The organism is Trichocoleus desertorum AS-A10 (assembly GCF_039962155.1).
GTDB lineage: Bacteria > Cyanobacteriota > Cyanobacteriia > FACHB-46 > FACHB-46 > Trichocoleus.
Genome location: NZ_JAMPKN010000001.1, coordinates 383,513 through 398,901, shown reverse-complemented (window position 1 = coordinate 398,901; position 15,389 = coordinate 383,513). Strand labels below are relative to the sequence as shown.

Annotated in this window: 14 protein-coding genes; 9 read left to right on the top strand and 5 right to left on the bottom strand. The window is 49.2% G+C overall.

Annotated elements, in window-relative coordinates:
* Nucleotides 1–86: 86 nt before the first annotated feature.
* Entirely contained in the window at nucleotides 87–521 is a 435-nt protein-coding gene (locus NDA01_RS01785) for a hypothetical protein (protein WP_348226652.1), read from the bottom strand.
* A 173-nt stretch (nucleotides 522–694) separates the two neighbouring features.
* Here NDA01_RS01785 and NDA01_RS01780 point away from each other — a divergent pair, with 173 nt between their 5' ends.
* The gene (locus NDA01_RS01780; RefSeq protein ID WP_190433938.1) at nucleotides 695–1,072 is read left to right on the top strand and encodes a histidine kinase; all 378 of its coding nucleotides are present in this window, start codon (nucleotides 695–697) and stop codon (nucleotides 1,070–1,072) included.
* Between the two features lie 109 nt (nucleotides 1,073–1,181).
* Nucleotides 1,182–1,421, top strand: a complete 240-nt coding sequence (locus NDA01_RS01775; protein ID WP_348226651.1) for a hypothetical protein — start codon at nucleotides 1,182–1,184, stop codon at nucleotides 1,419–1,421.
* 32 nt (nucleotides 1,422–1,453) lie between these two features.
* On the opposite strand, the gene NDA01_RS01770 is transcribed toward NDA01_RS01775, so the two are convergent.
* Nucleotides 1,454–4,075, bottom strand: coding sequence for an ATP-binding protein (locus NDA01_RS01770; RefSeq protein ID WP_348226650.1), 2,622 nt, complete (start codon nucleotides 4,073–4,075; stop codon nucleotides 1,454–1,456).
* Complete coding sequence (locus NDA01_RS01765) at nucleotides 4,075–5,130, bottom strand: ABC transporter substrate-binding protein (RefSeq protein WP_348226649.1); 1,056 nt, start codon at nucleotides 5,128–5,130, stop codon at nucleotides 4,075–4,077. The genes NDA01_RS01770 and NDA01_RS01765 overlap by 1 nt, the downstream gene beginning before the upstream one ends.
* A gap of 346 nt (nucleotides 5,131–5,476) precedes the next feature.
* Here NDA01_RS01765 and ffh point away from each other — a divergent pair, with 346 nt between their 5' ends.
* The 6 genes from ffh (at nucleotide 5,477) to NDA01_RS01735 (ending at nucleotide 10,195) form a co-directional block, all read left to right on the top strand.
* Nucleotides 5,477–6,931 (top strand): signal recognition particle protein, encoded by a 1,455-nt coding sequence (gene ffh / locus NDA01_RS01760; RefSeq protein ID WP_348226648.1) that lies wholly within the window; start codon nucleotides 5,477–5,479, stop codon nucleotides 6,929–6,931.
* Nucleotides 6,932–7,167: 236 nt separating this feature from the next.
* Nucleotides 7,168–7,416, top strand: coding sequence for a 30S ribosomal protein S16 (rpsP, locus tag NDA01_RS01755; protein ID WP_190433947.1), 249 nt, complete (start codon nucleotides 7,168–7,170; stop codon nucleotides 7,414–7,416).
* A complete protein-coding gene (locus NDA01_RS01750) occupies nucleotides 7,409–7,819 on the top strand; it encodes a KH domain-containing protein (protein ID WP_348226647.1) in 411 nt (136 codons plus the stop codon). Before rpsP ends, NDA01_RS01750 begins: the two co-directional genes overlap by 8 nt.
* A gap of 106 nt (nucleotides 7,820–7,925) precedes the next feature.
* Nucleotides 7,926–8,099, top strand: a complete 174-nt coding sequence (gene rpsU, locus NDA01_RS01745; protein WP_190433951.1) for a 30S ribosomal protein S21 — start codon at nucleotides 7,926–7,928, stop codon at nucleotides 8,097–8,099.
* Nucleotides 8,100–8,318: 219 nt separating this feature from the next.
* A complete protein-coding gene (locus NDA01_RS01740; RefSeq protein ID WP_190433953.1) occupies nucleotides 8,319–9,272 on the top strand; it encodes a PhoH family protein in 954 nt (317 codons plus the stop codon).
* A 53-nt stretch (nucleotides 9,273–9,325) separates the two neighbouring features.
* Nucleotides 9,326–10,195, top strand: a complete 870-nt coding sequence (locus NDA01_RS01735; protein WP_431193288.1) for a DUF6816 family protein — start codon at nucleotides 9,326–9,328, stop codon at nucleotides 10,193–10,195.
* Here the strand turns inward: NDA01_RS01735 and NDA01_RS01730 are convergent.
* Entirely contained in the window at nucleotides 10,120–13,095 is a 2,976-nt protein-coding gene (locus NDA01_RS01730) for a PAS domain S-box protein (RefSeq protein ID WP_348226646.1), read from the bottom strand. The genes NDA01_RS01735 and NDA01_RS01730 overlap by 76 nt on opposite strands.
* Nucleotides 13,096–13,385: 290 nt before the next feature.
* Nucleotides 13,386–13,820, bottom strand: coding sequence for an SRPBCC domain-containing protein (locus tag NDA01_RS01725; RefSeq protein WP_348226645.1), 435 nt, complete (start codon nucleotides 13,818–13,820; stop codon nucleotides 13,386–13,388).
* Nucleotides 13,821–13,962: 142 nt separating this feature from the next.
* Here NDA01_RS01725 and NDA01_RS01720 point away from each other — a divergent pair, with 142 nt between their 5' ends.
* Entirely contained in the window at nucleotides 13,963–15,354 is a 1,392-nt protein-coding gene (locus NDA01_RS01720; RefSeq protein WP_348226644.1) for a malic enzyme-like NAD(P)-binding protein, read from the top strand.
* The last annotated feature ends 35 nt before the right edge of the window (nucleotides 15,355–15,389 follow it).

Genomic DNA, 15,389 nt, shown 5'->3' with positions numbered 1-15,389 from the left:
TTTTCTAGTTAGCTAAACCTAATAACTGATCCGAGGCTGAACTACCAAGAATTAGGTAGTTCAGCCTTTTTCTGTAACCACCAGTTCTAGCTGGAATAGTTGGAATAGTTGAACAGCTCTAAGATCTCGCGGCAAAATCCTTTTAGTTCTTGAGCAATTTCGGGCACAGGCTGAGTCGTTCCTTCAAACGCCCAGTTTTCTATCGTCGAAAGCCGCCACTGTTTACCTTTATGGTCGAACCCGACTGCTTCCACCCCGATCGCTCGCCGGATTTTCGTCAGCGGGTCTTGATACAACCGGATTTGCACCAAAATACTGCGACTTTGAAACAAACGACTGCGCCCCGGAAAGTGAAACCCAATGTCAATTGAGTCCGGGTCTACTAAGTCCCTGGTATCGGAATCATTCGCCCAAGGCTTGAGATCAGCTCTGGCATCAGGAAACTTTAGCTTAAATAAATTAACCACCGTTGCGATTTTGCTGGCGGTTTCAAGGTCGAGGGCCTGTTCGGCTGCGTTCACCTGAACCACTCCTTCCGACATACCAAAGGGACGAGAAACAATAGGAACTTGGTAAGTAATAGTGCCAATTGTTCATCAATGGGCAGACTGAACTTGGCAAAACTGCGATGCTAGGTTCATTTGCAGCTCTGTATATAAGCAGTTCAACGCCGAACTATCAGGAGTTCAACCACATGGCTACACCCTGTCACATCATCGTAGAAGGTAATCCAGCAATCATCTACGCCAGTAGAGAAGGAACTCCCACGAAAATTTTGCCTCGGCTTCAGCCTTTCTTAGCAAAATTTTGGCAGGAAAGAGACAGCTCTGGAGAATACTGTGATACGCCAGAGTGTTTAGTGGCTCAGTTGGTCGTGAGATTTGGGTATGAAATGTGTGAGGATGACTTCTCCCATCTACGCGTAGGACTCACCTATCGCCCAGAAGTTGATTACCTTTACTACATTGCTACCAACCGCACTGTACGTATCTGGGTTCCTAGCGCGGCTTATCGCAGCACTCCCAGCTTAGGGCTCCAAGGCTGCGAGCTGCTAGTCAATGAATTTTGTTAACTACTAAAAATAATTCTGTCAGCATAGCCTTCTGAGTGCTCTTTATGACCAAAGGGGCAGGGCTCTAGATCAGTAGCAAGTTTACATTTAAAAATAAAACTTACTTACTATGTTTTCTGAGTCCCCTTCAGTCAAAAAACTCTACGAGCGTCTTTCCCAGAAAATCAAAGTTGTTTCTCAAAATATTGACGACAAAGTTCAGAGCGCCATTGCAGATCGGGTTAGCGCTCCCTCTAATAATTTGAATCCACCCACTTACTTGGATGAAATGCTCATCCTACAAACCCTCAAGACCATTGAGAGTAAAGCCAAGGACCAGATAGAGCAGTCTGACAACTCTTGGTCGTAGTATCGCGATCGCCCACAACCCAAAAGCCATGCCTAGGTTTGGCGCAAAGGAATTTCAATCAAAAACTCGGTGCCTTTTCCTGGGGCAGAATTACAGTGCAGTACTCCCCCATGTTTATCAGTCACAATCTGGTAACTAATTGACAACCCCAACCCTGTTCCTTTGCCGATAGGTTTGGTCGTAAAGAAGGGGTCAAATAATCGCCGTTGATCGGCTTTAGCAATGCCAGGACCATTGTCAGCAATCCGAATTTCAACGGATTGGGAGCCTAGCTGGCGGGTGTGAATTACAATCGTGGGGGTTTGCGGAGGTTCAGAAGCTGGAGTTTGGCCATCCTCTAAAGCATCGATCGCATTGCTGAGCAAGTTCATAAAGACTTGGTTGAGTTGCCCCGCATAACACTCGACGAGCGGCAGATTTCCGTAATCTTTGACCAATGCAATCTCAGGGCGATCGCTCTTGGCTTTGAGCCGATTTTGCAAAATCATTAAGGTGCTATCAATCCCTTCGTGGATGTCCACCGCTTTCATCTCGGCTTCGTCCATGCGGGAGAAGTTCCGCAGAGACAAGACAATCTTTTGAATCCGGTCTGCGCCTACTTTCATGGAAGCGAGAAGTTTGGGCAAGTCTGCTAGCAAGAAATCAAGGTCAATTGCTTCTATTTCCTCAGCAATTTCAGGAGTAGGGTGCGGGAACTGTCGCTGATAAAGCTTCAATACCCCAGTCAGGTCTTGAATGTACTCTCCAGCGTAGTTGAGGTTGCCGTAGATGAAATTCACGGGGTTGTTAATTTCATGAGCTATGCCTGCCACAAGCTGGCCTAGGCTGGACATTTTCTCGCTTTGTACCACCTGAGCTTGGGTTTGTTGCAGTTCACGCAGCGTCTGTTCTAGCTCTTGCGCCTTCTCTTGCAGTTCTGCGCTAGTCTTTTGCACTTCCGCAAACAAGCGGGCATTATCCAGAGCAGTGGCAATTTGGCCAGCCAAGGTATTGAAGGTTTCTAAATCCATTGGGCTGAAGCGATCGCTCTGCTTATCCTCAATGTTGAGCACGCCTAGCAAAGAGCCGCGCGTCACCAAAGGCACTACCACTTCGGAACCTAAAGTTGCTGAGTAGACACCTTTTACCTCAGGGTTGGAATTCGCCTGATCCACACAAATAATCTTTTGGGTGCGAGCGGCAGTGGCAATCAAGCTTTCGTCATCATCTAAAGCAATTCGAGTTGGTTGCCCTAGTCTCGTAATATCTTCCTGGCTAGACTCAACTTCCTTATACAAAACTTGTTTATCAGGGTTGAGCAAGTAGATTTGGATGTAGTGCAGGTTGAAACGACTTTGCATCAGAGCGATCGCTTCTCGTAACAAGCGTTTGGGGTCCAAGACTACCCGCGACAGCTCGGTGACAGCCCCCGTCACTTGTTGGCTCACTTCTAGCTCTTGTGTTCGTTCCTCTAAATTTTGCAGCAGCTTACCTACTTGCTCGGCCATTTGGTTGAAGCTACCTGCTAGCACCCCAATTTCATCTTCGGTCTGGATGGTACTACGAGCTTTCAGGTCACCCGCTGTAAAGCTGGTAACGATGCTAGTCAGCCCAATTAGGGGTTTTGTGAGCAATTCGCTGAGGGTAATGGCAGCAGCTGCGACTAAAACTGCGATCGCGATCGCCAACAACAGGGTTGCCCGGATTTGAGCTTGGATAGGCCCTAGAAACAAACTCTGTGATTCAACAAAGACGACCGACCAAGGCTGAGTTTTTAACTTCGTCACCGCTGCTGAATTTAACTCATCACTATTAACGGCTAAAGGAGTTGTAAAAAAAGCAGATTGATTAGTATTCTTAAGTCCCTGCTCAAACGCTGGCAAGTTAGTCGCTAGCTCTGCTGGAGTTCCCTGCGGTAATCGTCCTGCTGCTTGTAGCGCTTTAACTTGTGCCGCAGGCAGCGGCGTAACCGACTTAAAAACCAACTCCGGAGCATACCCTTGCGCCAAACGAATCTGGTTCTCGTCTAATAAAATTGCAAACGAGCCTTTGCCGCCCGCCACTAGGGCACTGTTTTGCGCGACTAATCTTTGAATGGCATTGGCGTTGTAACGCACTCGTAAAATGCCGATCGTCTTGCCCAATGCATCACGGATGGGACTCGTGAAATATAAGCTAGCTACTCTATCACTGGCTGAATATTGGATGGGCGAAACGTAAGGCAAACCAGTTTTGAATGGTTGCTGGAAGTAGGGACGGTCCGTTTCGCTATTGCCTATATTGACTGTGTAAGTATCAATTACATTTTGCCCTTGTGCGTCAAGTAAGGCATAGGACAGGATGTTGAGCGTATCTTTACGACCTAAAGCTAGCAAGGTAGTTTCCACCTCAGTTCTCATGGCCGTTCTTTGTACAGCAGGCAGACTCAGATACTTAGCTAGAATAGGGAGCTGGGCTTCAACTCGGACTGCATCAAGATTGGTTTTGATGAACGAATCTAGGCTCAGGGCCGTTTGGGAAGCAGCGCCCAAGAGAGCCAAGTTAGCATTATTAGTTAGAGCTTTTTGGGTCGATCGCTGGTTCAGCAGGGCCAAGATTAAGATCGGCAATAGTGCGACACCCAAAAGCGAAAAAATGAGTTTGCTACGCAGTGTGGAGAATTTGAGGAAGTTCATTATGGCTGTTCCTGACTGAGCGCCTGCACAAATGAGGGAACAATTAACTTCTCAACTTCGGGGGCAGTACTCAATCCACCAGTACGAATAAAGAAGTCAGCATACAACTGAGCTGTGTAGTAAAGAGACTCGGTGGTGGTACCGGGGGTCAGTGCTTTGAGATTTTTGGGTAGCGTCATCAACTGCACCCCTGCGGTGGAGACATCTGCTGTCTTGAGTTTGAGCGCTTGGGCAATTAAGGCCGCTCCTTCTTGAGGATGCGTTAGCCAGTAGTCCTGAGCCTGAAACCAAGCCTTCATAAAGGCTTTTAGCTCTTGGGGGCGATCGCGAATCACTGAGCTGTGAAACACAATGCCACTGGGAATCAAGCCTGGTGTTTCCTTGCTAGTAAACAGAGTATGAGCACCCGTTCGGACGGCTTGGGTGGCATAAGGGTCCCAGGTGTGTCCTGCTTGAATATCGCCGCTTTGCAGTCGAGCTGGTACTGACTCCCCTTCCATATTCACCAGAGTAAAATCATCGGATGTCAGGTTGTGAGCTTCCATTAACTGCCTGACAAACAACTCGCCAAAATCCCCCAACTTGGCTCCAATTCGCTTGCCCTTCAGGTCTTTTGCACCAGTAATTTCAGGCTGAACCACTAAAGCATCAGAACCCGCAGACTGATCGGTGAGCATGACCATTTGAATATCTGGGTTCTGCCCAATGATGCCCATTAAGCTACCCATTGCCAGTGTCACCCCATCGGTTTGGCCTGCACTAAAGTTAGAGATCGGTTCTAAATAGTTTTCAGAATAAACAGGTTCAACGTTCACGCCTTGCTCAGCAAAAAACCCTTTCTCTTGGGCAATTACCATCGGGAAGTACCCAGGCCACAGACTATAACCCACTTTTAGGGGCGGTTGATTCGACTGTGGTGTGACTGAAGTAGAGCTGTGGCAAGCAACGCACAGCAGCATACTTAATAGAAATAAACTTAGAAGCTTGAGAAAGTGGGCTTGAACTTGACGCAAGGAGATCACCTGAATAAACCGTAGGGCCACCAAGCTGCTCATGCTCGGTTAGAGCATCACTGGCGATCGCTGAGTTCTCCCGTAAACCCACCAGCTTTTTAGTGACCTAATATCTAGTTTTTCCCATTTAATTCAGGGCTATAAGCCCGGAGTCAAGGATATTTATCAGCCATGTTGCTGATCCTGCCAAATTAAGCCCGCGATCGCGGTTGTAGAGCCCCGCATGCAAAGATGAAAATTGCAGGTCTAAAGCATGGCAATAGTATTTCCGACGAATTCTCCACCCGACCTGGAGCGAAAACGATTAATCTGGATAAGTGGGAAAGCAGCAGTTTGCTTCCAAACGCACCTCTGGATTGAAGACTCATTATCTGACAGTCATTAAGTTATGTTTGACGCGCTCGCTGAACGCTTAGAATCTGCCTGGAAAACCCTGCGGGGTCAAGACAAAATTTCTGAATCGAACGTTCAGGAAGCCCTGCGGGAAGTTCGTCGCGCTCTCTTGGAGGCGGATGTCAACCTCCAAGTGGTGAAAGATTTTGTTGCAGAGGTGCAGACCAAAGCCCTAGGCGAAGAGGTAGTTGCTGGCGTTCGGCCTGACCAGCAGTTCATCAAACTGGTTTACGACGAGTTGGTATCCGTGATGGGGGAAACCAATATTCCCCTGGCAGAAGCTAGCCCAACGCCCACCGTGATTTTGATGGCAGGTCTGCAAGGAACGGGGAAAACCACTGCGACCGCTAAACTGGCTTTGCATCTGCGTAAAGAGAATCGCAGCACTCTTTTAGTGGCTACCGACGTTTACCGCCCTGCCGCGATCGACCAGCTCGTCACCTTGGGTAAACAGATCGAAGTGCCCGTGTTTGAACTGGGCAAAGATGCTGACCCTGTTGAAATTGCTCGCCAAGGGGTAGAACGAGCTAGGGCAGAAGGAATTAATACTGTCATTATCGACACTGCGGGTCGTCTGCAAATCGACCAAAACATGATGTCGGAGTTGGCTCGCATCAAAGAAACCATTCAGCCTCATGAGACGCTGCTGGTCGTAGATGCCATGACAGGGCAAGAAGCCGCCAGCTTGACTCGCACGTTCCACGACCAAATTGGCATTACTGGAGCGATTCTCACCAAGATGGATGGCGACACCCGGGGTGGGGCGGCCCTCTCAGTTCGCCGCATCTCTGGTCAGCCCATCAAGTTTATTGGGGTGGGGGAAAAAGTTGATGCGCTGCAACCCTTCTATCCAGATCGGATGGCTTCCCGAATTCTGGGCATGGGAGACGTGCTGACCCTGGTAGAAAAAGCCCAGGAAGCCGTGGATCTGGCCGATGCCGAGAAAATGCAGGAGAAAATCCTCTCGGCCAAATTCGACTTCACTGACTTCCTCAAGCAAACTCGCTTGTTGAAAAACATGGGTTCCTTGGGTGGCATCATGAAGCTGATCCCAGGCATGAACAAGCTGAGCAGCGAGCAACTCCAGCAAGGAGAAACCCAACTGAAGCGGGCTGAGTCGATGATCAACTCCATGACGCCTGAGGAGCGCAAAGACCCTGATTTGTTGGCAGGTTCTCCTGGCCGCCGTCGTCGTATTGCTCGTGGTGCGGGTTATGCCGAATCGGATGTAGCCAAGTTGGTAGCTGATTTCCAGAAGATGCGATCGCTGATGCAACAGCTGGGACAGGGCCAACTTCCCATGCCTGGGATGTTTGGTGGGGGACCGTTCGGTGGCGGACCTGGCTATGGTGGCAACCAACCCCCACAACCCGGTTGGCGTGGCTATCCTGGGGGAGCTCCTACCAAGAAAAAGAAGGAGAAAAAGAAAAAAGGCTTTGGCAATCTGTAGCAATTAGCATTGGGCAACTAACTACGAGCGATCAGCCTTTCGCGCGTTAGCACTTAAATCACCCAGCCATCCTTAACAGTCTCAAATAATTTGAGCGTAGTAGCGGGTGAGTCCAGGCAAATGGTATGATGATCAATTCAGTAGTGCTTATTGTGTAAAGCCTGATAGGCGATCGCTAAAAGCCCATAGCTATTAGCTTTAAAACTTGTAATTTCCTAGGAGCAAACCCTTCAAGCATGATCAAACTGCGGTTGAAGCGATACGGCAAAAAGCGTGAAGTCAGTTACCGGATTGTGGCAATGCATAGCACCACTCGCCGGGATGGTCGTCCCCTGGAAGAGTTGGGCTTTTATAATCCCAGAACGGATGAAGTGCGTCTAAAAGTTGACGCGATCGTCAAACGGCTCCAAGAAGGAGCTCAGCCTACCGAAACGGTACGCAGCATTCTTAGAAAGGCCAATGTCTTCGAACAGGTCAATGCCTGAGTCATCCAGTCGAGAGGGGTTGGGTCACTCAACTCCGCCTCGCTCTGCTTGCCCCAACTATGTTGAATTGGTGCGGTTCCTAATTCAACCTTTTCTGGAGTCGCCGGAGTCCTTAAAAGTAGACTGTGAGCTATCTGCTAGCCGACCCAAAATTTGGATTCGGTTAGCTTTTGATAGCTCGGATAAAGGGCGTGTATTTGGTCGCGGTGGACGTAACATCCAGGCCATTCGAACTGTCTTAGAAGCTGCGGCTCAATCTTCGGGCCAAGCCATCTACTTAGATGTTTTTGGTGGTGACCCAGTAGGCAACCGAGACGAAGCAGCGGAGCCAGAGTCTAGCTCAAAGTCTCAGCCTCCTCGCTCTGCACCCCCCAAATCTGCTCCTAAACTACGGACTCAATAAGGTATAAATTAGGAACGTGAGCAGGACTTCCGCCTGCTTAAAGTGCGGTTGCGTTTAAAACACAGCCCTATCCTACAAATCCAAAGCAAGGAGGTGAGCACAGCGAGTGGCAGAAGTGCGTCTAGGTGAAAATGAATCCATTGAATCAGCGTTAAGACGCTTCAAGAAGAAGATTCAGAAAGCAGGAATTTTATCTGAAGTTAAACGTCGCGAACGTTACGAGAAGCCTAGTCTTCGTCGTAAGCACAAGTCCGAAGCTTCCCGTAAGCGTCGCCCTTAAGTGCATGAGATGTCAATTAAACCCCGATGTAGATAGCAAATACACGCTTTTACAGTGGTTTCCAGGGGTAGCAAAATATTAAAGTGAGTAGACGCCTGCCAACCAAGATTGCATTCGGTTCAGGCGTCTTTTTGTGATTCAAAAACGATTTTTTATAACACTTTGGTTCACGATTAAGCAAGCTGGCGCAAAAACCTTTTTAGGAGCACCGATATTCGCATGGTAGAGGCTGCATCCATTCAGTTACCCACGGCTGAGAGTGCGATCGCCCTGGCTGGTTTACAAGAAGAAAATCTTAAAACCCTAGCTCGCCAAACTGGAGCCACGATTGTTCTCCGGGGACAGGAGCTATTGATCTCTGGAACCGCAACTCAAGTTGATTTGAGTTGTAAAGTGGTGCGATCGCTCGAAGACCTTTGGAGCAAAGGTAAAAGTATTTCTAGAGCCGACATTCTCACCGCTCGTCAAGCCTTGGACACCCATCGCCAAGATGAGTTCAACGAAATGCAGCATGACGTTTTAGCGCGGACTCGTCGAGGGGAAGATATTCGAGCTAAAACGTTTCGGCAACGGCAATACATTCAGGCAGTCCGCACCCACGATCTCACTTTCTGTATTGGCCCAGCGGGGACGGGTAAAACCTTTTTAGCGGCGGTGTTAGCGGTACAAGCGTTACTTTCTAATCAGTGCGAACGCTTAATTTTGACTCGTCCGGCGGTAGAGGCGGGTGAGAAGTTGGGGTTCTTGCCAGGAGACTTGCAGCAGAAGGTTAACCCTTATTTGCGGCCCCTCTACGATGCTTTGTATGAGTTCATTGACCCGGAGAAGATTCCGAATTTAATGGAGCGGGGGGTGATTGAAGTCGCTCCGATCGCCTATATGCGAGGCCGCACTCTCAGCAACGCTTTTGTGATTTTGGATGAAGCGCAGAATACAACTCCGGCTCAAATGAAAATGATTTTGACTCGGCTGGGGTTCAAATCGCGCATGGTAGTCACGGGCGATTTGACTCAGACGGACTTGCCGACTCAACAGACTTCGGGTTTGGCGGTGGCTCAGAAAATTCTGCAACATGTCGAAGGCATTGCTTTCTGCCACTTCTCTCAAGCCGATGTGGTGCGCCATCCTTTAGTCCAGCGAATTGTTGCTGCTTACGAACAGTACGAACAATAATTGATTGGTTCAACTTAGCCATTAGCGTAGGGAAGTTTAGGAGCCGATCGCAGTTGAAGCAATGGAGTTTTGATTGGCGCAATCTGCTTTGGTGTTGTCTCAGCATCTTGATCATGCTGTGGCAACCGATCGCGCAAGCAGGGCCTTTAGGCGATCGCATCGCAGCTTTTCCGCAGTGGCAGGAACAACCCCCCGTTCAAGCGGCTAAGGGAGATCTGGTTTACCCGGAATGGTTGGCGGGCAACTGGGATGTGACTAGCACACTGGTAGATTTAGTGGCACCTTTAGCTCCAGAGGTAATCACCCCAGGTTTTGAGAGCAATCGTCAGTATTTGCAACAACCCGTGCAATTTCGGGTGCGATTTGCGCCAGCAGCAACATCCAATAAACCTAAGTCTTTGCTCCTGCCTACGACCAGACCTGAAAATGGAGTTGAAGTGGTGGCCGATCGCGCCTTTAATGGCTTGAATATTGCTAAAGCTTATTTGGGCGATCGCGCTGTCTTAGCAGTCAAAGTGGACCCTCATTCTCCTAATCGTCAAATCACCTTGTTACGGGGCGATCGCCAATTGATTTCGATTGTGACTGGACGAGCGACTGAAACTCCCCAGGCTGATCAATTTATTACGACTGAGGTGTTTCAACAGCAATTTCGCGGGGCACCGCAGCTTTACTTCAATCAAGTCGAGACAACTACCTCTTATCAAAAATCTGCTCAAAAATCTGCCGCTGCTGAAAACCCAGCGATCGTAGCTGACCAGATCACCGCTGTTTATCTTTCTCCCCAAGACCCTGATTACTTCAAGGCTGGAGGATTAAGCAATCGTCGTCCCGTTGCGTTATATCGTTATCGATTAGACTTCTTTCCGGCTAGCTCCGCCGCGAGCGTCATAGGCACTTCAACGGTAAAGACAGTGCGGTGATTAGTGCTCTCTACATAGACCTGACCTTGCAGATGCCTAGCTAGTTTTTGCACCAAGGCTAAGCCTAAGCCAGTGCCACCTTGCTTCCAGGGGTCCGCACTAGGAACCCGATAAAACTTGTCAAAAATTCGTGTCAGTTCATGAGCGGGAATTTCTGTTCCCAGATTAATTACCTGAAACCGTATCCGCTCGGCTTGGGCTTGCACCTTCACGGAAATGCGATCGCCCGGTGGTGTGTACTTGCAAGCATTATTTAGTAGTTCGCCAAGAATGCGCTCCAAGCCTAACAAGTCAGAAACCACAGGAGGCAGCTCAGGCGCGATCTCTACTTGTAAAGTTTGCTGCCTAGCTCGCATCCGCTCTTCAAAAGGTTTTACCAACTGCTCGACCCAGGTATATAAATCAATTGTGGTCAAAGTGAGCGGTTGAACTCCTACTTCTAAGCGCTGCAAGTCGAGCAAGTCATTGATTAAGCTGATTTCCCGTTCACACTCATCCTGCAAAATCCGCAGATAGCGCTCAGACTTTTGGGGCTGGTTGCTGGTGGGGACTTCTTGCTTCAGCGCCAACTCCAACATCCGAATTGACATTTTCATATTGGCGACTGGAGTCCGCAACTCGTGAGAGACCGTGCTGAGAAAGTCATCTTTGAGTTGGTTCAGTCTTTCTAGGGCTTCGACTTGCGCTTGAGCGGCTTGATACAGTCGAGCTTGGCGAAGCGCGATCGCCCCCTGATTGGCAATCTGCTGCACTAGGCGAATCTCTTGCTCCGTAAAGATGTACTCTGGCCGATGCCGCAACCATAAGTCACCCAACACCCCTTGGTCATCTAGGACCGGACAAGCCAGCAGGGCCGCTTGGTCTTGGCGAGAGGAGGACATAATGGAGCAAAATTGCACACACTGACCTTGCAACAAAGGTTGATAAATTTCTGGAAAGGATTCTAGGTGCAGACGTCGGCCTTGGAAAGCAAAGGTTGAGGTGGTGTACTCATAACAAACGTCTGCCGTCCCTTGCTCCAGGTCATAAAGCGCCGCGTTACAACTATCTGCCTGTAGCACAAGTGCCAGTTCTCGGACGGCAGTTTGCAGGATGTGGCCCTCATCTAAGCTATCCCGCACCTTATCAGTGATCCGTTTTAGTACTGCCTCAAAGTTGAGCGCTTGCTGCAACTGTTGCATCCGTTCTTGGACTTGGTGTTCCAAGTTGGAGTTGAGTTGCTGGACCTGTTGGTAGAGCTGGGATTGTTGGATGGCGATCGCTAACTGAGCCGCTAGCTGTTTTAGCAGATCAATTTCTAAAGCTTGCCATTCATGCGCTGAAGCACAATGGTGAACAACCAATAAGCCCCACAGTTCCTCGCCTTGCAAAATTGGGATGACCAAGTCTGCTCGGATTTGGAACTGCGTTAACAAATTCAGGCAATCTGGTTCTAGGGGAGTTGCATAAATATCTGACAGTGAGGATACTTGGCCTGCCCGGTATAGCTGCACCAAAGCTTCCTCCAAGGGGGGAACCACCGTGCCTTGAAGGGAAGTCCACTCTGGAGCGACCGACTCTACAACAACAACTCCACTCTGATCAGCCTGAAACTCATAGATGATCACTCGATCGGTTTGTAGGAACTGTCGCACCTCAGCAACTGCTGTGTTGAGGATCTCTTCTAGATTGAGAGACTGGCGTAATCGCTGAGCGATCGCCCCAATCAAGCGTTCTCGGTCGGTTTGCTGCTGCAAGGCCAGTTCTGTCTGCTTCCGCTCAGTCACATCCATGTTAGTGCCCAGCATCCGCACAACTTCGCCTTGATCGTTCAAAAGCAGCTTGCCTGCTCCTGCAATCCAGTGAATAGAACCATCGGGCCAGGTGACCCGGAACTCCTGAGCGTAATCTTTTTTGGTCTCCAGTGCCTTAGCTACCGCTTGGACAACTTGGTCGCGATCGCCAGGATGAACAGCTTCTAGAAAAGTTTCGTAAGTTTTGCTAAAAGTGCCTGGAATCAAACCTAATAATTGTTCGGTTTTACTGGACCAACTTACAGTTCCGGTGGGCAAATTCCAATCCCAAATTCCTGCTTGAGAAGCATCCAGTGCCAAGCGTAATTGCTCCTCACTTCGCTGTAGAGCAGCTTCTGACTGCTGACGTTCAGCTTCGGCACGCTGGCGATCGCTGATGTCGCGGACCAGTTTCGAGAAGCCACGCAGTTCTCCTGCTTCATCCCATAAAGCAGTCATTAGGAGATGAGACCAAAATCGAGAACCATCTTTGCGAACCCGCCACCCCTCTTCCTCAAAGCGCTCTTGGGCGATCGCTGCCGCTATGACTCGTTCTGGCTTCCCTTGGGCCACATCTTCTGGAGGGCAAAAACGGGAGAAGTGTTGGCCGATGATCTCTTCGGCCCGATACCCTTCGATCCGCTCAGCTCCCGCGTTCCAACTCATCACATAGCCTTGAGCATCTAGCAGATAAATGGCGCAGTCTTTAACCCCATCGACCAGAAGCCGATACTGCTCTTCGCTAGAGCGCAAAGCCTTTAGAGTGGCTTCACTGCCTCTGCGCGATTGGTGCAGAACTTCATTTACCCAGCTCAAGCCAATCCCAGCTACGAGAAACAGCCCTAATAGAATCAGGTTTCGAAACCCCACTACGTCTGTACCATTTGACCGTAGCCAAAAGTAATGAATGATCCCGGCGCTCAGGCCAGTCGATAGCAAACCTGGCCGCAAACCGCCATACCAGGCACTAAATAGTACAGCTAAGATAAATGGCAAGAATGGTGCTGCATTGCCCAACAACGGGTTGAGCAGTAATCGCACTACAGTTGCCGCTACAACCACTAATACGGCCACACCATATCGCAACCATCGGAAGTGCTTTAAAGCCCATCCGTCTTTATAGTTCATAGTCACTGATGAACCAGATAATCGGAACTGAATCGTTGGTGGAGGGGATACAACAATTGAGGAGGCTCACTGAAATTACGATACAAACTGAGTGCTAAAGGAATAGATAGTCGCTGGCTTCAAGCAACCTCTAAGCCTTCTTTCCCAACTAACAAGCCGGATCAGCTCTAAACCAGAATTTTCTCTCGCGCCTGATTGATACTGGTAACCCATTTATTATGAGTTCAGTATGCCCACTTAGAGAAGGCGGATACTAAATTCTGACTGTATTTTAATGAAGCCTCAGCGATTCAACGGTATTCCACATATTGTTTTAGCTCTCGTGCCATTCGTTTCAAGCCCTGCTGCTCGTCAGCCCGAATAAACGGCCAAAATATGCGAGCCAGCCAACCTGAAAAAGCTTCTCGATGAATATACTTAGTGCGCTCTCGATCAATTTCCTGAAGTTCAAACACATGCTCGTTTTGCAAGCCTGGAATCGCCGAGAACCACTTCAAACAAACTTCTGGTTGAATCAAAGTAACTAAAGGTTCAAATTCGGTTTCTTCTTCGCCTGGAATTCGTCGTAGAGAAAGTAGCACTTCCTGACCTTGCTTGAAGGGGCGCGACGCATCACAGTCGTACAAAAACGTATTCCAGTACATCCACTGATCTTTTTGCATGAGCGCTTGCCACACTTTTAGTTTGGGGGCATCAATTTCAATTTCAGCGTAAAGGCTTGGCATAGCTGCAATTCAAACCTATCAGTGTGACTCAGTACAATCGTGGGTCTTTAATTTCTTTAAGCTAAAAATGACCACAAGACTTTTGCCTCTCTCCCACTCCATCTAACAACGTCCTTGAGCCAGCAGAGGAAACGACAGCATTATGGTGAATTTAACTCCTAATCCTAGTTTTAGCCTAACGATTCGTTTCCAACTGCCTAACCGGGCGGGCATGTTGGCTAGCGTCACCCAAGCGATCGCCGGGGCTGGAGGCAACCTGGGCCACATTGATTTGATCGAGCAGACCCGCCAGTTTTCTTTGCGCGATATTACCGTTGATGCAGCCAGCACTGAGCATGCGGAAACCATTGTTCAAGCAGTCAAAGATTTGCCAGACATCAAGTTCATCAACGTTTACGATCGCACCTTTAACTTGCACCGAGGCGGCAAAATTCGGGTAGAAAGCAAAATCTCGCTCAAAAACCAGGGAGATTTGGCGATGGCCTATACCCCAGGGGTAGGTCGTATTTGTCATGCGATCGCCCAAGACCCAGAGCAAGCTTATAACCTAACCATTAAGCAAAACACAATCGCCGTGGTGACAGATGGCAGCGCCATTTTAGGGTTGGGCAACCTTGGGCCTGAAGCGGCTTTACCTGTGATGGAAGGTAAGGCGATGCTGTTCAAAGAATTTGCTGGAATTGATGCCTTCCCGATCTGCTTAGCAACCCAAGATACGGATGCGATCGTTGAAACCGTGAAGAATATCGCGCCTGTGTTTGGCGGGATCAATCTAGAAGATATTTCGGCTCCTCGTTGCTTTGAGATTGAAGATCGCCTGCGGCGTGAACTCGATATTCCGGTTTTTCATGATGATCAGCATGGCACTGCCATTGTCACCCTGGCAGCACTGACCAACGCTCTAAAGTTGGTCCACAAACCCCTAGACCAAGTGCGCATTGTGATTAATGGCGCGGGGGCGGCAGGAGTGGCGATCGCACGTCTGTTATGTAAAGCCGGGGCGACCAGGATTTATATGTGCGACTCTAGAGGTTTGCTTTGCCTGGACCGCCTTGACTTGACACCAGAGAAACGAGAATTTGTCGTTACCCAAAGTGGCACCCTAGCCGATGCTTTAGTTGGGGCAGATGTCTTTTTAGGCGTTAGTGCTCCTGGCGTTTTAACGCCTGAAATGGTGCGATCGATGGCAAGCGATCCGATTGTGTTTGCTATGGCAAATCCAATTCCAGAGATTCAACCCGAGTTAGTCGTGAATGATGTTGCGGTGATGGCGACGGGCCGCAGCGACTACCCCAACCAAATTAATAACGTCTTGGCATTTCCCGGTATCTTTCGAGGTGCCCTAGATTGTCGAGCTGCCGCCTTAACTACCAGCATGTATCTAGAAGCCGCAGCAGCGATCGCCTCGTTGGTTAAGCCTTCTGACCTAGATCGAGAACATGTAATTCCGTCTGTCTTTGATGAGCGAGTCGCAACTTCTGTAGCGGCAGCAGTGCAACGGGCGGCTCGCCAAGATGGAGTTGCCCGCAGTTAAACCAGCTAAACAGCAAACAAAAAAAGGGGTGTAGC